The sequence below is a fragment of the Coriobacteriia bacterium genome, assembly GCA_013336165.1.
Classification (GTDB): domain Bacteria; phylum Actinomycetota; class Coriobacteriia; order Anaerosomatales; family JAAXUF01; genus JAAXUF01.
On the sequence record JAAXUF010000013.1, the window covers coordinates 1 to 21,015 of the forward strand.

A 21,015-nucleotide genomic window follows, 5' to 3' on the forward strand; every position below is an offset into this window, starting at 1 on the left:
CAGCGTGACCGCGGCGCCGGCGGTCGTCACCAGAATCGCCGACGCTAGAAAATCGGTATCAAGCCCAAACCGCTCGCCGACCACCAGCGTGAGCATCATCGTCGGCATCCCGGCCTCAAGCACCGTCACCCGCGCGGGACCGTCGGCGGCAAACACGAGTGCCCCGATGCCGAGCGCGATCGCAGGAGCTACAAGCAGCCGCATCACAGCCAGCACTGATAACGGCCTCAGCATGCGCCCGAATACGTGTGCCGAAAGCGACAGCCCCACAGACAACATCACGAGCGGCGCAACCATTGTGCCGAGCAGTTCTAAACCGTTGCTTACCGGCGTCGGAATCCAGACCCCTCTCATCACCAGTCCAACGGCGAGCGCGATCACGGCGGGGAAGCTCAGGAACTCACGCAGCACGTTGATGCGTCCGCGCTTACCTTCTTCCTGACCGAACCGTTGAGCGACCAGGAATCCCACCAGCACGAGCGCCGCGACGGTGCCGAACACATCGTAGAACACCGCCTCAGGAAGCTGATCCTTGCCGAGAAGTGCCTCGGTCAACGGGTACCCTATGTAGCCCGTGTTACCCAGGGCGGCTGCGATCATGAAGGCTCCGGCCTGCTTTCGAGGCAGCCGCAGCAGCCGGGAGGCAAGCCATGCCAGTGCGAGCATCACCGCGAACACAGCCCAAGCGACGGCAACGACAATCCACAGGTCGGAGTTGAGGGAGACGCCGTGGATCGCGCGGAAGATGAACGCAGGTAGACATACGTAGACGATGATCGCATTGATCGGCCGCGTGTCTTCGGCCTTCAGCACGCGAAACGCCCGCAGGAGCGCCCCGAGCAGCACGATGCCTACGAACACCAGCACTGTCGACATGACGGTGCCGCTGGTCATCAGGACTCCGCGCTCTCCCCGCCGAGTTCATGCATCGCGCCGGAACCCTCACACGTGGCACAGAGGGCCGCCGCATAATCCGGCTCGGGGCGCACAACACCGCGCTCGGTCACGAAGGCGGTTATGTACTCAGCCGGAGTGACGTCGAATGCCGGGTTGTACACCTCTGCGCCGGGAGGGGTCATCCGGAACCATGCGTCGAACGCGTACGCTCCCCCTTTGCGCTGAATCACCATCTGGTGTCCCCGCAGGAGAGATAACTCGTAGGGGCCCTCTTCGGTCAGAGCGTCGAAGGCTCGATTGGCGGTCGTCGTATCGGCCTCGAAGGTGCCCGAGACGGTGAACCCGGTGACTTCACGGGGATCGCGCTGCTCGATGACGATTTCGTCGCCGGACTCCAGCGTGAGATCGATGGTCGATGTGGGCGCCGCAACGTAGAAAGGAATCCCATGCGCACGTGCGGCCACGGCAAGACCGTAGGTGCCGATCTTGTTCGCCGTATCGCCGTTGGCCGCGATGCGGTCGGCGCCAACGATGACAGCGTCCACGAGTCCCTGCTTCATCACCATCGCCGCGGCGCTATCTACTATCAGCGCCGAGGGAATACCCGCAAGACGCAACTCCCACAGCGTCAGTCGTCCTCCTTGGTTCACCGGACGGGTCTCATCGACCCAGACGTGCGCAATCTTGCCCTGCTCGTGAGCCGCGAACACCACGCCGAGCGCAGTGCCGAAGTACGCGGTTGCCAGCGAACCGGCGTTGCAGTGCGTCAGCACTCGGCATCCCAGCGGCAGAAGCTCGGCGCCACATGCTCCGATGCTGCGATTGCGCTCCTCGTCCTCGGCGGCCATGTTGAGGGCTTCCTGGACCACTAGGGCTTTCAGCGCCTCAAGGCCGAGGTCCGCGTTGTCGCGCGCGACCTTCAGGATGCGCTGCCCGCCCCACGCAAGGTTGACTGCCGTCGGGCGAGTTGCCGCCACTTGGCAAGCGGCGGCCTCGAGGCCCGCGAGATACGCTTCGACCGTGTCGGCAGCTTCGGACTCATTTTCGGTCCACAGCGCAAGTGCCAGTGCGGCGGCCACGCCGAGCGCAGGCGCACCTCGGACGGCCATCGACCCGATCGCGAGGCAGACACCCTCCACCGTCGCACAGGAAAGAATGTCTCCCTGCAAGGGCAGGCGCGTCTGGTCGATCAGCTGGACAGCAACGTGGCCCGATGCCTCATCGCGGGTCCACCAGATTGTACGCGGGATACTCTCGGCTCCCATTGCTAGACGGTGCCTTCCTGCCAGCTGGCAAGGTAGTGCTCCTGCTCGGCGGTGAGGGTGTCGATCTCGACGCCCATCGTGGCGAGTTTGAGCTTGGCGATCTCCGCGTCGATATCGGCCGGAACCGGGTAGACGCCGGGGAGGAGCGCCGCGGCGTTGGCGACCATGTACTCGGCGGCAAGCGCCTGGTTTGCGAAGCTCATGTCCATGACGCTCGCGGGGTGCCCCTCGGCGCATGAGAGGTTGACGAGGCGCCCGTCGGCAAGCAGGTAGATGACGCGGCCGTCGGAGAGCGTGAACTCCTCGACAAGCGGGCGCACCTCGCGGACCGACACGGCCTTCTCACGCAGATGCGGGATGTTTATCTCCACGTTGAAGTGGCCGGAGTTGGCGATGATCGCGCCGTCCTTCATCACGGCGAACGCCGGAGAGTCGATCACGTTGATGTCGCCGGTCACCGTCACCCAGATGTCGGCGATCGCAGCGGCTTTCACGCTCGGCATAACGCGGTAGCCGTCCATGACCGCCTCAAGCGCCTTGAGTGGGTCAATCTCGCAAACAACGACGTTCGCGCCCAAGCCGTCGGCCCGCATGGCGACGCCACGTCCGCACCAGCCATAGCCCGAGACGACCAGCGTGCGACCGGCGATCAGACGATTGGTCGCGCGAATGATGCCGTCGATAGTGGACTGACCGGTTCCGTAGCGGTTGTCGAAGAGATGCTTCGTGTTGGCGTCGTTGACCGACACGATCGGGAACTTGAGCGCCCCGTCGGCGGCCATGGCGCGCAGACGGATCACGCCGGTCGTAGTCTCCTCGGTGCCGCCGATCACATCGGCAAGCGCCTCGGGCCTCTCGGCATGGATGCGGCCGACGACGTCCGCGCCATCATCCATCGTGATCTGCGGCTTGTGGTCGATCGCCGCGTCGACGTGTGCGTAGTAGGTGGGTGTGTCCTCGCCCTTGATCGCGTACGTGCGGATGCCGTAGTGCCTCACAAGCGCCGCAGCCACATCGTCCTGCGTGGACAGCGGGTTGGAGGCGCACAGCACGATGTCGGCGCCGCCGGCCGCAAGAGTGCGCATGAGATTCGCGGTCTCGGTGGTCACGTGGAGGCACGCGCTCACGCGAATGCCGTCAAGCGGCTTCTCGGCCTCGAAACGCTCGCGTATGGAAGCCAGCACGGGCATGTCGCGGTCGGCCCATTCGATGCGTGACTTGCCGGTGTCGGCAAGAGAGAGATCCTTCACATGATGGTTCACTTCAAAACTCCTCTAGATCCGTATTCACAGCGTGCCGGATAGCCGCTGCAGTATAGCAAGGACGAGCGTCTCGGCTCGCACAGCGTTCGCGCGGCCCATCTCAAGTACGTCGGCGTGCGAAAGTCCCTCCCCTGCCGCCGCGTTGGTGACAAGCGACAAGCCGAGAACCCGCAGCCCATGCGCACGTGCCGCGATGACCTCATGCACCGTGGACATGCCGACGACATCGGCACCCAAAGTCCGCAGCATGCGGACCTCAGCGGCCGTCTCGTAACTGGGGCCGAGAAGCCCGGCGTAGACGCCCTCGGACCGCATCGCCACGTCGGCGTCGACTGCGGACTGCAAGGCGATCGTGCGCAGTTCCGGATCGAACGCTTCGCGCATCGAGACGAACTGCGGCGTGAGCGATAGGGCCTCTTGGTCGACGAGCGGATTGCCGCACGTCAAATTGAGCTGGTCGCTCAGGAGCACGATCTCTCCCGGCGCGATATCGGCAGACACCGCACCAGCTGCGTTGGTGACCAGCAGAACCTTCGCGCCCAGACTTGCGGCGACGCGCACGGGCGCGGCCACCTCGAACGCCGAGTAGCCCTGGTATCCGTGCAGCCGACCCTGGAACGCAGCGACCCGCCGTCCGCCGAGAGTCCCCACGACCAGACGTCCCGCATGACCAAGCACCGAGCGCCGCAGCGAAGGGAAGTCCTCGATGTCCTCAAACGGAATGACTGCGGGCGAGCCGATCCGCTCGGCTATACGGGAGAATCCCGAGCCGAGGATTATCGCAACCTCAACCGGTTCAAGTTCATCCGCTGCGCTGCTCATCGTGCGGCCTCCAGATATGCGTCTTGCGTCTCCTCTACCCACTTCGAGACTGCAAACCGCCTCTGCGCCTCGTCTTTGCCGGCCTGCGCAAGCTCGCAAGCCATCTCAGGGTTGTGAATGAGCCGCTCCAGAGCTACCGCAATCGCCTCTGGCGCCGTGCTCTTCGCCACTACGCCGGTCCGCCCGTCTGCCACGAGTTCCGGCAGGCTGCCGACCGGGGTGATTACCACCGGCTTGCCGGCAAGCATCGCCTCAACGACCGTCAGGCCGAAACCCTCCATGACCGATGGCTGAACGTAGATGTCCCACTGGACGAACAACTCCGAGATTTCGTCAACGTGGCCAAGCAACTTGATCTTGTCCGAGAGGCCCAGCTCGGCGATCTCCCTCTCAAGAACGCCTCTTTCGTCCCCTTCGCCGGCGATCTCCAGCCTCCAGCGAGCCTCTCCCAGCAGGCTGACCGCGCGAATCAGGTTGCTGTAGCCCTTCGTGGTGTGGAGCCGGCCGATCGATCCGATGACAACTTCCCCACCCTCGCCAAATTGCCGACGAACGGCGGCACCCGTCTCCGGCTGAAAGCCGACACCGTTGTATATGACTTTGATTCGCGCTGAATCGATCCCTGCGTCGATCAGATATCCACGCACATGGTTCGAGACTGCAATGTAGGTTCGGGTCGGAAACCTCGAAATCTGATCGATCAAGGCATACAGTCCCGAGACGATCGGGCTGGAGTAGTCGGATTCGCGGATGCTGTGTACCGTCACCAAGCTGGGGATACCACTTAGCCAAGCAGCCGCGCGTGCATAGGCGTTGGCCACAGTTCCCTGCGAGACGACCAGATCGGAACCGTTGTCGACGAGGTACTTCCGGAGTTCGACTACCGTCTTGGGACGGAGACGGGACTCCGAGAAAAGCACCGCCCTGTCTTTGAGCCTGTCGCTGAGCGGCCAACGACCGAGAGAGAGCAGCATCACATCGACCCTGGATGCGTCGACGTTCTTGAACAGAGACTCAAGATACGTTTCGACGCCCCCCCAGTGCCTTGCCCCGGAATAGACAATCGCTATGCGTTTCATGCGTCCGCTTCGACTCTGATCGCCCCGTGAACTGCCTTCCACCTTACCATTTCGCACATGAAGACCGGCACTGCATTCCATACACGCCCGACCCTGCTGCCGGTCTGGTGAGTGAGCGACTTGTTGGCCAGCGTCCGCCATAGCCACTCCAAGCCGGCATCTTGCATCCATTTCGGTGCCCGCTTCTGGGTGCCTGCAAGAAACGCCAGCGACCCGCCTTCTCCGACGGCAACACGGATGCCTTTCAGACCGGCAAGATTGTCTCGGATCCAATATTCCTGGAGTGGAGATCCCAAGGCGACAATCAGCAACTTGGCGTCAGTTCCGTTGATAATCTCAACAGGATCGACGGACGGATCCGACTGGAATCCGTATCCATCCAGTGCGCCGGAGATCCTCAGATCCGGCATTTCGCTCCGGATGCTGCTGACGGCCGCATCGAGATCGCTCTGGTGCGCCCCGAAGAAGAATACTCCCGAATCGGCCTGCTCGGCAGACCGCAGCATCAGCTTCAGCGCATCGACGCCCGGGATGTTCTCGGCGATGGGCTCGGCGATGAAGCTTGAGTTCGATACGATGGCCACACTGCAACGTGCCATCTGCCACACGGCCTGGAGGCATCGTAAGACCTGGCTGGCCGAGACCGGCAAAGACAGGTATCTGGCCGCCAGGAGAACGCCGCGCCCGTCTGCAATGTTGAGATCCGAGTCACCCAACGAATCGCGGAAACGCTCGTTGTGCATCGCTCGATGCAACATCTCTGTGTTGATCTTCGATATCTGAATGGCACTTACACCCTTGAGACGCTCATGCATCAACCTCGCCAGCTCTTGGCTACTGACGACGTCTACCCGAGACTCCATGATCTCAATATGCTTCATGGCCTGTTATGCCTAGTTTGTATTCACGGGCACAGTCGGAACCTTGCTCAGGTTCCAGTCCTTACCCACAACCACAAGCACATCCGACGAGAACGTGTACATCCCCCTGCTTTCCACTAGCTTCGTTCCGGGCTGAAGGTACGAAGCCACCAGTGCTGCCAGGCTGGAGTCGGTCTTATAGATCACCAGTGTCTGCGTGTATACGTTCTGACTTGCGTTGCCGACACTCGCGATTGGGAATCCTTGAGCTCTCAGTATCGCGGACGCCTGTCCGGCAACACCGGCGATTCCCGCGCCATTGAGCACGGTCACCGATACGTCAGCCGGCTGCTTTGCCGGCGCGGCAGTCGTTGAGGCGCCTGCTGTAGAGGTGGAGGTGGAATCGAAGCTTCTTCCCGCCTTTATGTCCCCCATCAGCTTGTTCAGTACCGTAAGGTCGGGAATGATGTACGGTGAGCTCCAGGAACCGGTGACAGTCGCCGTGTAGACGTTCTGGCTCCCCGCACTCTTGAGCGCCTGCGCCGTCTTGACCATATCGACCAAGGACATGTTCGTGGTCACATAGGGCGCCACAGCCGAGACAATCGACGGGATCTTGCTGATGTTTTGCGCCTTTGTCATCTGATCGGCCAGCGCCTTGAGGAACAGCTGTTGGTTCCTCATGCGAGCGAAGTCCTGATCGACGAACTGATGTCTCGCTCGAACGAAGGTAAGCGCATGTGCGCCGTCAAGCAGCTGATAGCCTGCGGCAACCTTTGATGCGGTCTTGTTGGTGGTGCCATCGGCCTCTGAATCGTTGATGGCGACCGGGACGTCAACCCAAACCCCGCCGAGGGCGTCAACCGCCTTCTGGAACGCTTCGAAGTTGACTTCCATGTAGTAGTTGATGGGCAGTCCGGTGAACTCCTTCACCGTCTGGATAGTCAACGCCGCCCCTCCATAAGTGTGAGCCGCGTTGATCTTGTCCTGCCCATGGCCGGGAATCGCCACTTTCGTATCGCGGGGTATCGAGACAATCCAGACCTTTTTCGCCACCGGGTCGATATGCGCGAGCATGACCGTGTCTGAACGATAAGACGTTTCGCCTTTGCGGCCATCGGTGCCCAGCAACAGCACATTGAATGGTTCCGTCGGTGTGGCAGCCGTCAGCTGAGCATCTATCTCCTTTTGCTGAACAGCCATGCCCTGTTGCATGGTCGACTCAATGCGTTTCATGTAGACCCAAACGCCGCCGGCTCCCACCAGAAGAAGCGCGAGGACAGAGAGTGAGACAATCAACAGCGTTCGCTTCTTGCGAGTGCGCCTACGGTCGCGTTCAGCGCGCAGGCGAGGAGGTGCACTCTCAAGCGAAGCGTGCCGAGCTTGGGGGGAATCGACTCGCAATGCCTGCCGGCGAGCCCGATCGGAAGTCAGGCGCTCCAGAGAACCTCGCTGAGCCGCTGCTCCACGACGAGGCGGCTTCTTGGCCCCTTCATCCGAACCACGCCCTGCAGTATGCCTTCCCATGCCACTCCTCGCTGTATTGGCCGAAGCTTTGCGTCAAGACGCTAGCCAAGCTTCAGTCCGAGATTGGTCTGTATATTTTCCTCGCACTTGCCCGCTTCAACTCTTCGTGTGGTCAAGCCGTTACCGGCTGTCTTCACGCAGAAGCGGCATCCTTCTCAGCGATGCCTGTGCCACCCTGAATGGCAGTGTCGCTTTCAATGTGTGCATCGGGCCCGACTACGACCCCGGCCGCGATCACCACCCGGTCCCCCAAGCGGCAGCGCTGACCCAGAATCACCCCGTCGCCGATCACACATTCAGTGCCGATTTCGCTTCCCGCCAGCACGATAGTGTGGCTACCGATCAGGGTTCCTTCGCCGACTATGAGCCCCGCCAGCGGCTCGCCGTCCGCAATTTCGGGATACCTGCCGACCGCTGCGAAATCGGCGACAACGCAGCCGGCGCCCAGATCGGCGTTCTCGAACACCGTGACATGATCGCCGAGCACGCAGCCTTCTCTGAGCTTCGCTCCGGCGCGTATCCGGACGAAAGAGCCTGTCACAACGCCTTTGAACAGGGCGACCCCTTCATCCACGATTGTGAAAGGCGCGGGAGAGTATGAGGGATTCTTCAAAACGGTGGGATGGATGTATGCGGACATGGCGTCAGACCTCCATGATCAGACGATAGCGAACCGCTTCCGCGAGCCTTGGGCAGGCGATTCACGATCCGTGTGTCAACAGTGCTAAGAACCAGCCTCGACATCATAGCCGACAAGCCGACGAGCGGTCACGGTCACTACGCTCTACTGTATTGCGAACATGAGCTCACCCGAGCACGCCAAGGCGCCGTCCACCAGAGCTTTCGCTTCACCGAAGCCGATGCTGCCACGCATCTTGGTAATACGGCACTCAAGTCGCACAACGTCGCCTGGGACTACCTGTTTCTTGAAGCGAACTTTGTCGATTCCCGCGAAGAAGCCGATCTTTCCTGCGTTTTCCGGCAGCGACAAAAGCGCTACCGCCCCGGCCTGAGCGAGGGCCTCGACTATCAGGACTCCCGGCATGACTGCGTAGTCTGGGAAGTGCCCGGGAACCCAGAACGCCGAGGTGGTGACGTCAAGTTCTCCGATCGCATAAACACCCGGTTCGAATTCCAGGATGCGATCCACCAAGAGCATCGGATCGCGATGAGGGATAATCGTCTGAATCTGCGAACGGTCAAGCATCAGTACACCCTTCTCTACGCGATCAGATCCCGGCGCTCAATGTCGGCGCCAAGTGCGGCAAGCTTCTCAACGAACCGCTCGTATCCCCTGTCGATGTGATACACGTCGCCAACCAGCGTCTCCCCGTCAGCGACGAGAGCTGCTAGGACCAGAGCAGCGCCCCCTCGCAGATCCGGGCTCTTGACGGGCGCCCCCGACAACTGGGCGACCCCTCTGACGAGGGCATGATGTCCCTCGATGCGGATGTCGGCGCCCATGCGGCCAAGCTCATCGGCAAACATGAAGCGGTTCTCGAAGACATTTTCGGTGATGATGCTGTTGCCCTCGGCAATTGACATGAGCGCCATGAACTGAGCTTGCATGTCCGTTGGGAATCCGGGATGCGGCAGCGTTTGTGCATCGACCGGCCGGACAGGACCCGTGCGTTGGACGCAGACTCCGTCGGGCAGAACGTCCACCGAGCAACCGGACTGCTGGAGCTTGGTGAGGAAGAGTTCGATGTGCGTAGGATCGAATCCGCTAACGGTCACGGGTCCGCCGGACAGCGCCGCCGCCACGATGAAGGTGCCCGCCTCAATCCGATCGCCGACGACATGATGGGTAACAGGATGCAGCGCCGTAACGCCATCAACCGTTATCGTCGACGTACCTCCACCGTGGATTCTGGCTCCCATGGCGTTGAGAAAATCAACGAGATCGACGATTTCGGGCTCACGCGCAGCGTTTTCGATCACCGTCCTGCCATGCGCGACGGAAGACGCGGTGAGGAGGTTCTCCGTTGCGCCGACGCTCGGAAAATCCAAGGCGACATGCGCACCGCGCAACCCGCCACTTGGCGCCACGGCATCGATGTACCCATGGCCGGCGGTTATTTCGACGCCAAGAGTCTCCAATCCGCGCACGTGGATGTCGATCTTGCGCGACCCGATGTTGCATCCGCCCGGCATCGCCACACGCGCGCGCCCACATCGGGCAACGAGCGGACCCAGTACTGAGATCGACGCGCGCATTCGCGCTACCATCTCGTAGGGGGCCTCGTAACCGGAAACCTCGGTCGCATCGACCTCAATGGCATGATCGGTGCGGGTCACACGCGCCCCAAGCCCCGACAGTACTTCGGCCATGACGTCGACGTCTGCAATCTGAGGAACATTTGTGATCCTCGACATGCCCGGCGCCAACAGCGCGGCGGCCATAAGCTTGAGCGCGGAGTTCTTGGCTCCTTCGACGCGGACTTCTCCGCGCAAGGGTCTACCCCCGCGAATGATGATGGATTCCATGCCGATCAGGATACCGTACTCGCCCACTGTTCGCCGACTGCGTCACGCTTTCGTGACCAAAACACATGCGAGACCTTGGTCAGGCAGAAGAGAGACGGGGCAGATGCGCTTTCGCGTATCCGCCCCGTGAAGTTCGAAGACATGTGAACCCTTTAGCCGCGATTGTGTTTCTCGGCAAGCCTGACCTGGGTCTCGGCCCAATTCAGGTCCCGAATCATCTCGGCACGCTCCCGTTCAGCTTCGCTGGGCAAAGCCTCCAAGCGCGCCTTGATGAGCTCAACCGACTCGCGGGCACGCGCCCCATCGATCGCAGAGACGTGAATTGCATCATCCGCCAGAATGATGACCCGATCCTCTTGGACTTGCAGATAGCCGCCCGAGACAGAGAAGAACTCCCAGTCGGATGCCGAGTCGCCAAAACGGAGTCGGACTTCGCCCGGAGCGAGCACAGCGACAAACGGGACGTGCATCGGCAGGATGCCGACCTCGCCACCGGTAGTCATTGCCACCACCATCTGCACCTCATTGGTATAGAGGATGGACTCCGGGGTCACGATTTCGCAGAGAAGCGTTGCCATGTGTGCTCCTTAGCCCTGAGCAGCCAGGACAGCGGCCTTCTCAAATGCGTCTTCGATGGTGCCAACATAGCGGAAGGCCTGCTCAGGCATATCGTCGCACTGACCGGAAGCGATCATGTCGAAGCCCTTGATGGTGTCCTCGAGCTTGACGTACTTGCCTTCCATGCCGGTGAACTGCGATGCCACGAAGAAAGGCTGAGACAAGAATTGCTGCATCTTGCGGGCCCGGCTTACTGTGAGCTTGTCCTCTTCGGAAAGCTCGTCCATGCCGAGAATCGCGATGATGTCCTGAAGGTCCTTGTTCTTCTGCAGAATCCGCTGTACCTGAAGCGCGACGCGGTAGTGCTCCTCGCCTACCACGGCCGGGTCAAGTGCACGCGATGTCGACTCGAGCGGATCGACGGCCGGGTAGATGCCCATCTCGGAAATGCTTCGAGACAGAACCGTGGTAGCGTCAAGGTGAGTGAACGCGGTGGCAGGCGCCGGGTCGGTGATGTCGTCAGCCGGAACGTAGATGGCCTGGACCGACGTGATCGATCCGGTCTTGGTCGACGTGATACGTTCTTGCAGGTCGCCCATCTCGGTGGCCAGCGTGGGCTGGTATCCGGCCGCGGACGGCATGCGGCCCAGAAGTGCGGACACCTCAGAACCGGCCTGGGTGAAGCGGAAGATATTGTCGATGAAGAGGAGTACGTCCTGACCCTGGTCGCGGAAATACTCGCAGGCAGTCAATCCCGCCAGGCCTACGCGCAGACGCGCTCCGGGAGGCTCGTTCATCTGACCGTAGACGAGAACGGTCTTGTCGATGACTCCGGACTCCTTCATCTCGGTCCACAGAGCCGTGCCTTCTCGAGTGCGCTCGCCCACGCCCGTGAACACCGACGTACCACCATGCGCCATCGCGAGGTTGTTGATGAGCTCCATGATGATGACCGTCTTGCCGACGCCGGCTCCGCCGAACAGACCCGTCTTGCCGCCCTTGATGTAGGGCTCGAGCAGGTCGACGACTTTGATGCCGGTCTCGAAGATCTCGGTCTTGGGTTCGAGTTCCTCGTAGGACGGTGCGGATCGGTGAATCGGGTAGGTCTGCTTGACCTCAACGGTATCGCCGTCAATGCACTTGCCGGTCACAGACCAGATATGGCCGAGGGTCTCAGGACCAACCGGCATCTGCATGGGGGCGCCGGTGTCGACGACCTCCATGCCCCTGGTCACTCCGTCCGTCGAGTCCATGGCGACGGTACGCACGACGCCGCCTTCCAAGTGCTGCTCGGCTTCGAGGATGAGATGAATCTCGCCCATCTCCGTCGCGCCGTCGATCGTGAGGGCGTTGTAGATCGCAGGCATGCTGTCCGCCGGAAACTCGACGTCGATGACCGGACCTACGACGCGAATGATGCGTCCAACGTTCATAGCTGAATCCTTCTCTGTAGCTGCCATCTAACTCTGGTCTCCTTGCGCTGCGGCCCCGCCGACGATCTCGGCGATCTCCGTCGAAATCGCATCCTGCCGCGCCCGGTTGTAGCTGCGCGTCAGCGTAGTGATCATGTCAGACGCGTTGTCGGTCGCTGACTTCATCGCCGTGCGGCGCGCACCCTGCTCGGCCGCAGCGGATTCGAGCATCGCACGGTAGATCAGCGCCTCTACGTACGCAGGAAGCAATTCGTTGAGAACCTCAGAACTCGAAGGCTCAAAGACATACTCCCGATAACCGCCCGCCGCCTCGACGTCCGCCTCGGCCTTCTGGAGCGCTTTGTACTCCACGGGAAGAAGCTGATGCGTCTCAGGCACCTGATCAGCGACGTTCTTGAAGCGATTGAACAGGACATAGACGGCGTCGATCGCGCCTGCCTCGTATTCCGAAATCACGTGATCGGCAATCATACGCGCGTCTGTGATGCCGGGCTGACCGGATACCCCCACCTGCGAAATAGCCGGCTCCACGCCTCTGTAACGAAAATAGGCCAGTGCCTTCTTCCCACTCGTGATCAGCTCCGCCTCGATGCCCTGCTCCGCGCAGTCCTTCAGAAGCCTCTCCGTCATGCGAATGATGTTGCTGTTGAAAGCTCCGGCGAACCCTCTATCGGACACGATCGAGACGACGCAGATGCGGCGACGATCGTCGCGAACCTCAAGCAGCGGGTGGCTGGCGTCACTCACGTATCGAACGAGGTTTCCCAACACCTCGGCCATCGCAAGGGCATAGGGCCTCGCGCTTTCGATCCGGTTCTGCGCTCTTTTCAATTTGGCAGTCGCCACCATTTCCATGGTGCGCGTGATCTGCCGCGTCGATTGGACGCTCGTTATCCGGTTCTTGATGTCCCGCAGAGTCGCCATAGCATGCGCCCCTAGTTGCCCGTGGCCGCAGCGGCCACGGCGACGTCGCCGGCGCTGTCCGAAGCGAACAGGCGCTTGTACTCAGTGATGACGGTCTTGATCTTGGCATCGGTCTCGTCGGAGATCCTCTTCTCTGACGCGATCGTGCTGAGGAGATCGGCGTGTGAGGTACGTACGTACTGCACCAGTCCATCTCGGAACGAGAGAATATCGCTCACCGCAATGTCATCGAGGAACCCCTTGGAGCCGGCGAATATCGACAAGACCTGATTCTCGACCGGCATCGGAGCGAATCTTCCCTGCTTGAGAAGTTCGACCATACGAACGCCGCGGTTGAGCTGGTTTTGCGTAGCCTTGTCCAGGTCCGAACCGAACTGTGCGAATGCCTCCAGCGAGCGGTACGAAGCCAAGTCCAGACGCAGCGTTCCCGCGACCTGCTTCATCGCCTTGATCTGCGCATCGCCGCCGACGCGGGAAACAGAGATACCGACGTTGATGGCGGGACGCACGCCCCTGAAGAAGAGGTCCGACTGCAGGAATATCTGACCGTCGGTGATGGAAATCACGTTCGTGGGGATGTAGGCCGAAACGTCGCCGGCCTGAGTCTCGATGATCGGAAGAGCGGTCATGGAACCCGCGCCAAGCTCATCGTTCATCTTGACGGCACGCTCAAGAAGACGGCTATGCAAGTAGAAGACGTCACCGGGGTAGGCCTCGCGTCCCGGCGGGCGGCGAAGGGTGAGCGACATCTGGCGGTAAGCGACGGCCTGTTTGGAAAGGTCATCATAGACGCACAGCGTCGCACGACCGGGATTGTCCTTGTTGGCTGGCTTGCCATCGGCACCCGTGTACATGAAGTACTCGGCGATGGCGGCACCCGCCATCGGTGCGATGTACTGAAGAGGAGCCGAGTCGGCTGCGGTGGCCGATACGATGATCGTGTAGTCCATCGCGCCGTACTGGGCAAGCGTCTCCACGACAGCGGCTACGGTGGAAGCCTTCTGGCCTACGGCGACATACACACAGATGACGCCGCGACCCTTCTGGTTGATGATCGTGTCGACGGCGATGGCCGTCTTCCCGGTCTGGCGGTCGCCGATGATCAGCTCGCGCTGACCACGCCCGATGGGGATCATCGAGTCGACGGCCATGATGCCGGTCTGCAACGGTTCGTGCACTGCCTGACGTTCGACGACGCCGATGGCCTTGTGCTCGACGTTTCGATACCCGTCGGCCTTGATCGGACCCTTGCCGTCGAGCGGGTTGCCGAGCGGTCCTACGATGCGGCCAAGGAATGCCTCACCTGCAGGAACCTGAACGATCTTGCCGGTCGTCTTGACGGTGTCGTTCTCTTTGACCTTGATGAAGTCGCCGAGAAGAACGGCTCCGACGTCATGCTCGTCGAGGTTCAGAGCCAGACCCATGACGGAAGAACCGTCCGAGGTCTCAAACTCCAGCAGCTCTCCGGCCATAGCGCCTCGAAGCCCCTCGACGCGAGCGATACCGTCGCCGACCTGAGAAACGGTTCCGATCTCGCGAGACTCGACGCTCGTGCTGATCGCGTCCAACTGCGACCGCAGAACCGCATCGATAGTACCGGCGGTGATTTCCGCCATTACGCTTCACCTCCAGTGTGTGCGGTCGAGAGCACCTGACGGGCACTCTCCAGTTGTGATGCAATGCTGGCATCGATCCGCTGCCCGTGAGCATCGAAGATGATCCCGCCGATGATCGCCGGATCCACCTTCTCCCGCAGGACGACGCCCTTGCCGAGATCGGCAGCGAACTTGTTGATGATCGACTCACGAAGTGCTTCAGAGAGGGCGACCGCCGTTGTCACGTCGACTGCGACAATGCCGCGCTTCTCCTCGGCCACTCGGCCGTACTCTTCCGTGACCCGCGAAAGCAGGTCGAAGTTCCCACGCTCGGCCATGATGACGAGCGTGTCGACAACGGCCGACTTCAGGCCGGAGAACACTCCGCGAACGGTTGCGGCGCGCTTGGCCGCCGGAACGGCGGCATCGAGCACGGCGTCGCGCAAAGGCGCGCTGCTGCGCACCAGCCTCACGACCGCATCGAGCTGCATGTGCACCTCGTCGACGACGCCCTCACTGGCGGCCGCGTCAAACAGCGCGTTCGCATAGGTTCCTACGATTTGTTTACCGAGCGTCCTGCTAATTCGCATTGAGGCTCCCCGCCTCCGCAAGGTACTTCTCGACAACCTTCAGGTGGTCTTCCTTGCTCAGCTCGGAGCCGATCAGCTTGCCGGCCACAGCCACCGTCAGATCCGCAACGGAACTCTGCAGTTCAGCGATCGCGGCGCGCTTCTCGCCCTCGATGGCCTCCCGTGCCTTCACCAGCAGCGCATCGTACTCGGCCTGGGCCTTGGTCGACGCTTCGACGCGAGTGACTTCGGCAGACTGCTTCGCCTGCTGCAGAATCGCACCAGCCTCTTTGCGAGCCTCGGCCATCGTGAGCCTGTATTCCTCGAGAAGGCGCTCGGCCTCAATCCTTGCGGACTCGGCACGCTCCAAACCTTCGCGAATCGTCTCGGCGCGCTTGTCGAGCATGCCGAGCAAAGCCGGCCACGCAAACTTGTTGAGCAGCAGGTAAATCAGGGCAAACGCAATCAGAGCCGGTATGAACTCTGCTATGTTCGGGATGATCGCTTTCACGGCACACTACCTCCAGTGCACGAAGGAAAGATGCCGGACTAGGCGGCCTTCACGATGAGGGCAAGCACGAATCCGAGTAGCGCCAGCGCCTCAGAGAAGGCGGCAGACAGGATGAACAGGGTGAAGACACGACCTGCCATTTCAGGCTGGCGAGCGGTTGCCGACGCAGCCTGTCCGCCCGCGAGACCGATGGCCAGACCAGCGCCGATGACGGCGAGACCGTAACCGATTACGTTCACAATTCCTCCTCGTTACCGGTCCAGATCCTTCTTGATCTGGACTACTTTCCAACTATTCATGACGCCGGCAGCCTTGCCGGCGATCGTGCCGATGCTAGTGCTCGTGCGCGGCCATGCCGATGTAGACGGCGCTCAAGAGCGTGAACACGTAAGCCTGCAATACCGCGACGAGGACTTCCATCGCGTAGAGCGCGGTCATCAGGACGATCCAGAGAATCGTCGGAACCGCACCGACTGTCGCGCCTCCCAGCCCGCTGCCCGTCTCGATCGCCAGGATGAGCGGCTCGGTGAACAGCGCCGTCAGAATCGCGAAGATGCCGAGGATGATATGCCCAGCATACATGTTCGCGTAAAGACGGACTGAGAGCGTGAGCACCCTGAGGAACGCGGAGAGAACCTCAATCGCCCAGACCAGGATGTTGATCGGAAAGAAGACGCCCTTGGGGGCAAAGCTCTTCATGTAGCCGATGAAGCCCTGCTCCTTGACCCCGACTGTGTTGAAGACGCCGAAGACCACCGTGGACAGAGCCACAGTGACACCCATGGTGCCGGTGCCGGGCTTGAAGCCAGGTATGAGACCCAGAATGTTGTTGAAGAGGATGAAGAAGAAGACCGTTGCCAGGAACGGGAAGTACTTGTCGCTTCCGTGGCCAATCTGCGAGGCGGCGATGTCGTTGCGGATGAACTCCGTGAGCGCCTCGACACCGTTTGACAGCCTGCTCTTTGGTACGAGCGAAAGCTTCTTCACGGCGAAGAAGACGACAACCCCCATCAGGATCAACGCCAAGATCATGAAGAAGATGTAGTTGGTGAGCACGAACTGGGTCGACCCGTAGGCCTCACCATTCACGTTCAGAGTGCTCAGAGAATGGAGTAGCTCCTCGACTTTGCCAGGCAAGAGATCAAACGGGCTATGCCCAGCCGATGCTGTACCCTCCACGCGCTATCTCCTCGTCTCTTTCGGCAACTCGTTGCCCGGCTTGGCATACCTCATGATGCTGATAACCGTGTACACCCCGGTTGCCAGCACATACGCACCGACCAGAGAGAGCCCGAAGTATGCGGACCCTGCTGGCGCTATCATGCGGTAGCCAAGCAGCAGTATAAAGGCGATGATCATGCCGCCAAAAACGGCGCCCATGACCACAATGAACCCAATGTCAGATTTCCCCCGCGCGGGCAGTCGAGTAGACCAGATGAGTGGAGCCAGCAAACCAAGACCGATCGCAAGTCCAAACGGCACAGCAAACCATGGCGTCGTGAGAAGTTGCACTAGCACTTACCAGCTCCGGTTTCGACCCTTACCCATACCCACGCTTCCGGGAGTCGCCAGCCTGCAACGGCCGACGGCACGGCTATAGTAACCGAACCACTGCGCTGCCACAACACATTCTCGACTTCTTCACCGAATGAAGAAGACATATTTACTCGTCGCTTCGCGTATCGCCGTCTGAATGCTGCGCGATCTCGAAGAGGCCCAGCCAATAGGCCATGAAACCTGTGATGCCGAACAGCGCCACAACCGCAGCCACTTTGAGCGACGTCGTCGCATACCTGACGGCCCAGCCCCCAACAGCCAGCGCGGCAGACCACACATAGATGATGAGAACGGTCTGCCGCTGGTTGAACCCACGGCCGAGTAGACGGTGATGGATGTGGCCCTTGTCGGCTTCGTGAATCGGGCGGCGGTGCACAAGCCGGCGTACGATGGCCGACGCCGTATCAAAGATCGGTACACCGACGATCAACAGCGGTACCGCCAAGGCGATGGCGGCCGTCGACTTGAGAACGCCCATCAGCGATATGCTGGCGAGCGCAAACCCGAGAAACAGCGCCCCCGAGTCGCCCATGATGATCGACGCCGGATTGAAGTTGTAGCGAAGGAACGCGACCGACGCGCCGATCACAGCCGCAGCCACAGCCGCGGCCTCAAGGCGGTTGCCTTGAGCAGCAATAACGAGCAGGCTCATGGCGGCGATCGCAGTGATGCCCGCAGCCAGACCATCAAGACCATCAATCAGGTTGATGATGTTGGAGAAGGCCGCGACATAGACGATCGTTATCGGCACCGCAAGGATCCCAAGCGCGACCAGACCGCCGCCGAACGGATTGCCGATGTATTCAATCTTCAGGCCCGATACGACCAGCACCGTCGCGGCCACAAGCGTGCCAAGGAACTTCCAGCCCGGCGACAGCGATTTGAGGTCGTCGATCAGTCCAACCATGAAGATGACTGCAAAACCGAGGAGTACCCCCACCATCTTCGTTTGAACGGTGCCTCCACCCGTGATGGTGCCACCCCAGCCGAGATATATCTCGCCAAGGGCCTGGACGGCGATAGCAGCTAGAACTCCGACGAAAATCGCGACTCCGCCAAGTCTGGGTACCGGCTTGGTGTGCACGTCTCGGCGACCAGGGTAGTGCACCAATCCCCGCTTGAGCGCGAGCCATCGCACGAGGGGCGTCACAAGCAGTGTGACGACAGCTGCTACGAGCGCCAGGAATGCATAGTGGCGGATGCTCACAACTCGGCGTCCTCGGCGGCGAAGCGACGGGGTATCACGCCGGCCTCGGCAAGCAGGGCCTCCGAGAGCGGATCGGGATACGGCTCGCGGAACACGATGTCGACCACACCGGCGTTCAGCAAGATCTTCGCGCATAGGACGCAGGGTTGGTGCGTGCAGTAGGCGGTCGCACCATCCATCGCGATACCGTACTTGGCCGACTGGATCACGGCGTTCTGCTCGGCATGGATGCCGCGACAGAGCTCATGATGGCTGCCGGAAGGGATCGCGCGCTGTTCCCGGATGCAGCCGACGTCCTCGCAGTGCGCGAGACCGACCGGAACGCCGTTGTAGCCGGTGGCCAGGATGCGCTTGTCTTTGACCAGCACCGCGCCGGTACTGCGGCGCAGACAGGTCGAGCGGCCGGAGACCTGCTCGGCTATGGCCATGAAGTATGCGTCCCAGGAAGGTCTCGGCATGATGTGGCTCCCCTGCCGGTTACTTGGTGCCGAATAGGCGGTCGCCCGCATCGCCGAGACCGGGCACGATGTAGCCGTGGTCGTTCAGGTGGTCGTCAATAGCGCACGTGTAGATGTGAACGTTGCTGTCGCAGTGCTTCATGACTTCCTCGATACCTTCGGGCGCGGCGATGATCACGAGCAGGTTGATCTCACGGGCGCCTTTCCTGCGGAGAAACTCGATGGCGGCGCATGCCGAGCCGCCGGTTGCAAGCATCGGGTCGACGATCAGCACGTCGCGCTCGGCGATGTCCTCAGGCAGCTTGCAGTAGTACTCGACCGGCTGGAGCGTCACGGGATCGCGGTACAGGCCGATATGACCGACGCGCGCCGCCGGGATGAGCTCGAGGATGCCCTCGACCATGCCGAGTCCCGCCCGGAGCACCGGGATGACGGCGACCTTCTTGCCGGCAAGGACATACGATGTCGTCTCGGCAACCGGAGTGGTCACGGAGGTCTCGGCGAGCTGGAAGCCGCGAGTCGCCTCGTAGGCTTCCAACATCGCGAGCTCTTTCACGAGCTCGCGGAACTGCTTCGAACCCGTCTTCGCATCGCGCAGGATGGTCAGCTTGTGCTGAACCAGCGGGTGGTCGACGACGGTGACGTTGGCATAGTCGGCGAACTGGGCCATTGCTGCTCCTCGTGCTCCTTGTCAGGTATGGCAGACGGTGATCGCAAGCAGGTGCGCCTAGAGTTCCGGGTACAGCGGGTGCTTCTCGAGCAGTGAGGCGACCTGCGCGCGCACGTCATCGAGCGCCGAGGCGTTTTCGCGGTTGAACACAGTCTGAGCGACGAGGCATCCGATCGTGTGTGCCTCGCCTTCGGTGAACCCGCGGGTTGTGATCGCAGGTGAGCCGACGCGGATGCCGCTTGTCACGAACGGGCTTGCGGGATCGTTGGGGATCGCGTTCTTGTTTGTGGTTATGCCGACTTCCTCGAGGAGCTTCTCGGCGTCCTTGCCGGTGATGTCAGCCGGCCGAAGGTCCACCAGGAGGAGGTGATTGTCGGTACCGCCCGAGATCAGGCGCAGGCCACACTCCGCCATCGCATTGCCCATGGCTTTCGCGTTGACGACCACTTGGTGGATATATGCCGAGAACTCCGGCTTCATCGCCTCGCCAAACGCAACAGCTTTCGCAGCGATGACGTGCTCGAGCGGTCCGCCCTGCAGCCCCGGGAAGACGGCCTTGTCCAGCGCAGCCTGATGCTCGGCCTTGCAGAGCACGAAACCGCTTCGCGGACCGCGCAACGTCTTATGTGATGTCGAAGTCACGAAGTCGGCGTACGGCACGGGCGACGGATGTGCGCCCGTGGCGACAAGGCCGGCGATGTGAGCCATGTCGACCATGAGTACGGCGCCGACCTCGCCCGCAATTGCGCCGAACCTCTCGAAATCGATGATGCGCGGATACGCCGATGCGCCGGCGATGATCATCTTGGGACGGTGCTCCTTGGCCAGACGCTCGACCTCTTCGTAGTCGATGGTCTCGGTCTCGGGATTCAGGCCATAGGGCACGATATTGAACCACTTGCCGGAGAAGTTGACCGGCGAGCCGTGCGTGAGGTGCCCGCCTTGAGCCAGGTTCATGCCGAGGACGGTATCGCCCGGCATCAGCGCGGCGAAGTAGACGGCCATGTTGGCCTGCGCGCCGGCGTGCGGCTGCACATTAGCGTGATCGGCGCCGAAGAGCTGCTTGGCTCGGTCGCGGGCGATGTTCTCGACGATGTCGACCTTCTCGCAGCCGCCGTAGTAGCGCTTGCCGGGAAGGCCCTCGGCGTACTTGTTGGTGAGCACGGTGCCGGCAGCCTCAAGGACGGCCATGGACACGAAGTTCTCGGAAGCGATGAGCTCGATGGTCCCGCGCTGGCGAGCCAGTTCCGCGTCGATTGCGGCGGCGACTTCCGCGTCCTGTGCCGGAATGTACTTCAAAGCCATGCTCGTTGCTTCCTCTCTAAGAAGACGCT

23 protein-coding genes are annotated in these 21,015 nt (G+C 61.4%); all 23 read right to left on the reverse strand.

Going from position 1 to position 21,015, the window contains the following annotated elements:
• Positions 1 to 894: AEC family transporter (locus tag HGA39_08240; protein ID NTW29332.1), on the reverse strand; the 894-nt coding region annotated here is incomplete at its 3' end.
• The gene (gene mtnA, locus HGA39_08245; protein NTW29333.1) at positions 894 to 2,162 is read right to left on the reverse strand and encodes an S-methyl-5-thioribose-1-phosphate isomerase; all 1,269 of its coding nucleotides are present in this window, start codon (positions 2,160 to 2,162) and stop codon (positions 894 to 896) included. The genes mtnA and HGA39_08240, both read right to left, overlap by 1 nt.
• A gap of 2 nt (positions 2,163 to 2,164) precedes the next feature.
• A complete protein-coding gene (locus HGA39_08250) occupies positions 2,165 to 3,424 on the reverse strand; it encodes an adenosylhomocysteinase (GenBank protein ID NTW29334.1) in 1,260 nt (419 codons plus the stop codon).
• Between the two features lie 24 nt (positions 3,425 to 3,448).
• A complete protein-coding gene (locus tag HGA39_08255) occupies positions 3,449 to 4,246 on the reverse strand; it encodes a purine-nucleoside phosphorylase (GenBank protein ID NTW29335.1) in 798 nt (265 codons plus the stop codon).
• Positions 4,243 to 5,325 (reverse strand): glycosyltransferase family 4 protein, encoded by a 1,083-nt coding sequence (locus HGA39_08260; GenBank protein NTW29336.1) that lies wholly within the window; start codon positions 5,323 to 5,325, stop codon positions 4,243 to 4,245. Before HGA39_08260 ends, HGA39_08255 begins: the two co-directional genes overlap by 4 nt.
• Entirely contained in the window at positions 5,322 to 6,206 is an 885-nt protein-coding gene (locus HGA39_08265) for a WecB/TagA/CpsF family glycosyltransferase (protein NTW29337.1), read from the reverse strand. The genes HGA39_08260 and HGA39_08265 overlap by 4 nt, the downstream gene beginning before the upstream one ends.
• Positions 6,207 to 6,218: 12 nt before the next feature.
• Positions 6,219 to 7,484 (reverse strand): LCP family protein, encoded by a 1,266-nt coding sequence (locus HGA39_08270; protein ID NTW29338.1) that lies wholly within the window; start codon positions 7,482 to 7,484, stop codon positions 6,219 to 6,221.
• A gap of 361 nt (positions 7,485 to 7,845) precedes the next feature.
• Complete coding sequence (locus HGA39_08275; protein ID NTW29339.1) at positions 7,846 to 8,352, reverse strand: hypothetical protein; 507 nt, start codon at positions 8,350 to 8,352, stop codon at positions 7,846 to 7,848.
• Positions 8,353 to 8,496: 144 nt separating this feature from the next.
• A complete protein-coding gene (gene fabZ, locus HGA39_08280; GenBank protein NTW29340.1) occupies positions 8,497 to 8,919 on the reverse strand; it encodes a 3-hydroxyacyl-ACP dehydratase FabZ in 423 nt (140 codons plus the stop codon).
• A gap of 14 nt (positions 8,920 to 8,933) precedes the next feature.
• Complete coding sequence (gene murA, locus HGA39_08285; protein NTW29341.1) at positions 8,934 to 10,199, reverse strand: UDP-N-acetylglucosamine 1-carboxyvinyltransferase; 1,266 nt, start codon at positions 10,197 to 10,199, stop codon at positions 8,934 to 8,936.
• Between the two features lie 152 nt (positions 10,200 to 10,351).
• Entirely contained in the window at positions 10,352 to 10,777 is a 426-nt protein-coding gene (gene atpC / locus HGA39_08290) for an ATP synthase F1 subunit epsilon (protein ID NTW29342.1), read from the reverse strand.
• A gap of 9 nt (positions 10,778 to 10,786) precedes the next feature.
• A complete protein-coding gene (atpD, locus tag HGA39_08295; protein NTW29343.1) occupies positions 10,787 to 12,217 on the reverse strand; it encodes a F0F1 ATP synthase subunit beta in 1,431 nt (476 codons plus the stop codon).
• The gene (atpG, locus tag HGA39_08300) at positions 12,218 to 13,114 is read right to left on the reverse strand and encodes an ATP synthase F1 subunit gamma (GenBank protein NTW29344.1); all 897 of its coding nucleotides are present in this window, start codon (positions 13,112 to 13,114) and stop codon (positions 12,218 to 12,220) included. It abuts the gene before it with no gap.
• Positions 13,115 to 13,125: 11 nt separating this feature from the next.
• Positions 13,126 to 14,730 carry a F0F1 ATP synthase subunit alpha gene (locus HGA39_08305; protein ID NTW29345.1) on the reverse strand — a complete coding sequence of 535 codons (1,605 nt, stop codon included), beginning with the start codon at positions 14,728 to 14,730 and terminating at the stop codon, positions 13,126 to 13,128.
• Positions 14,730 to 15,299: an ATP synthase F1 subunit delta gene (atpH, locus tag HGA39_08310; GenBank protein NTW29346.1), complete on the reverse strand. Its 570-nt coding sequence runs from the start codon at positions 15,297 to 15,299 to the stop codon at positions 14,730 to 14,732. Before atpH ends, HGA39_08305 begins: the two co-directional genes overlap by 1 nt.
• Complete coding sequence (gene atpF, locus HGA39_08315; GenBank protein ID NTW29347.1) at positions 15,289 to 15,789, reverse strand: F0F1 ATP synthase subunit B; 501 nt, start codon at positions 15,787 to 15,789, stop codon at positions 15,289 to 15,291. The genes atpH and atpF overlap by 11 nt, the downstream gene beginning before the upstream one ends.
• 38 nt (positions 15,790 to 15,827) lie before the next feature.
• Complete coding sequence (locus HGA39_08320) at positions 15,828 to 16,028, reverse strand: ATPase (protein ID NTW29348.1); 201 nt, start codon at positions 16,026 to 16,028, stop codon at positions 15,828 to 15,830.
• 94 nt (positions 16,029 to 16,122) lie between these two features.
• Positions 16,123 to 16,968: a F0F1 ATP synthase subunit A gene (gene atpB / locus HGA39_08325; protein NTW29349.1), complete on the reverse strand. Its 846-nt coding sequence runs from the start codon at positions 16,966 to 16,968 to the stop codon at positions 16,123 to 16,125.
• A gap of 3 nt (positions 16,969 to 16,971) precedes the next feature.
• On the reverse strand, positions 16,972 to 17,307 hold the full coding sequence (locus tag HGA39_08330) for a hypothetical protein (GenBank protein ID NTW29350.1): 336 nt from the start codon (positions 17,305 to 17,307) through the stop codon (positions 16,972 to 16,974).
• Between the two features lie 145 nt (positions 17,308 to 17,452).
• The gene (locus tag HGA39_08335) at positions 17,453 to 18,553 is read right to left on the reverse strand and encodes an undecaprenyl/decaprenyl-phosphate alpha-N-acetylglucosaminyl 1-phosphate transferase (GenBank protein ID NTW29351.1); all 1,101 of its coding nucleotides are present in this window, start codon (positions 18,551 to 18,553) and stop codon (positions 17,453 to 17,455) included.
• Positions 18,550 to 19,011, reverse strand: coding sequence for a cytidine deaminase (locus HGA39_08340; protein ID NTW29352.1), 462 nt, complete (start codon positions 19,009 to 19,011; stop codon positions 18,550 to 18,552). Before HGA39_08340 ends, HGA39_08335 begins: the two co-directional genes overlap by 4 nt.
• A 19-nt stretch (positions 19,012 to 19,030) precedes the next feature.
• Positions 19,031 to 19,681: a uracil phosphoribosyltransferase gene (gene upp / locus HGA39_08345; GenBank protein NTW29353.1), complete on the reverse strand. Its 651-nt coding sequence runs from the start codon at positions 19,679 to 19,681 to the stop codon at positions 19,031 to 19,033.
• A gap of 57 nt (positions 19,682 to 19,738) precedes the next feature.
• Entirely contained in the window at positions 19,739 to 20,986 is a 1,248-nt protein-coding gene (locus tag HGA39_08350; GenBank protein NTW29354.1) for a serine hydroxymethyltransferase, read from the reverse strand.
• Positions 20,987 to 21,015: the final 29 nt, after the last annotated feature.

Excerpts from the sequence above, each read along its gene's own strand:
- mtnA (NTW29333.1), bottom strand. The coding sequence starts at position 2,162 with ATGGGAGCCGAGAGTATCCCGCGTACAATCTGGTGGACCCGCGATGAG.
- HGA39_08255 (NTW29335.1), bottom strand. The coding sequence starts at position 4,246 with ATGAGCAGCGCAGCGGATGAACTTGAACCGGTTGAGGTTGCGATAATC.
- HGA39_08260 (NTW29336.1), bottom strand. The coding sequence starts at position 5,325 with ATGAAACGCATAGCGATTGTCTATTCCGGGGCAAGGCACTGGGGGGGC.
- HGA39_08265 (NTW29337.1), bottom strand. The coding sequence starts at position 6,206 with ATGAAGCATATTGAGATCATGGAGTCTCGGGTAGACGTCGTCAGTAGC.
- HGA39_08275 (NTW29339.1), bottom strand. The coding sequence starts at position 8,352 with ATGTCCGCATACATCCATCCCACCGTTTTGAAGAATCCCTCATACTCT.
- fabZ (NTW29340.1), bottom strand. The coding sequence starts at position 8,919 with ATGCTTGACCGTTCGCAGATTCAGACGATTATCCCTCATCGCGATCCG.
- murA (NTW29341.1), bottom strand. The coding sequence starts at position 10,199 with ATGGAATCCATCATCATTCGCGGGGGTAGACCCTTGCGCGGAGAAGTC.
- atpC (NTW29342.1), bottom strand. The coding sequence starts at position 10,777 with ATGGCAACGCTTCTCTGCGAAATCGTGACCCCGGAGTCCATCCTCTAT.
- atpD (NTW29343.1), bottom strand. The coding sequence starts at position 12,217 with ATGGCAGCTACAGAGAAGGATTCAGCTATGAACGTTGGACGCATCATT.
- atpG (NTW29344.1), bottom strand. The coding sequence starts at position 13,114 with ATGGCGACTCTGCGGGACATCAAGAACCGGATAACGAGCGTCCAATCG.
- HGA39_08305 (NTW29345.1), bottom strand. The coding sequence starts at position 14,730 with ATGGCGGAAATCACCGCCGGTACTATCGATGCGGTTCTGCGGTCGCAG.
- atpH (NTW29346.1), bottom strand. The coding sequence starts at position 15,299 with ATGCGAATTAGCAGGACGCTCGGTAAACAAATCGTAGGAACCTATGCG.
- HGA39_08340 (NTW29352.1), bottom strand. The coding sequence starts at position 19,011 with ATGCCGAGACCTTCCTGGGACGCATACTTCATGGCCATAGCCGAGCAG.
- upp (NTW29353.1), bottom strand. The coding sequence starts at position 19,681 with ATGGCCCAGTTCGCCGACTATGCCAACGTCACCGTCGTCGACCACCCG.
- HGA39_08350 (NTW29354.1), bottom strand. The coding sequence starts at position 20,986 with ATGGCTTTGAAGTACATTCCGGCACAGGACGCGGAAGTCGCCGCCGCA.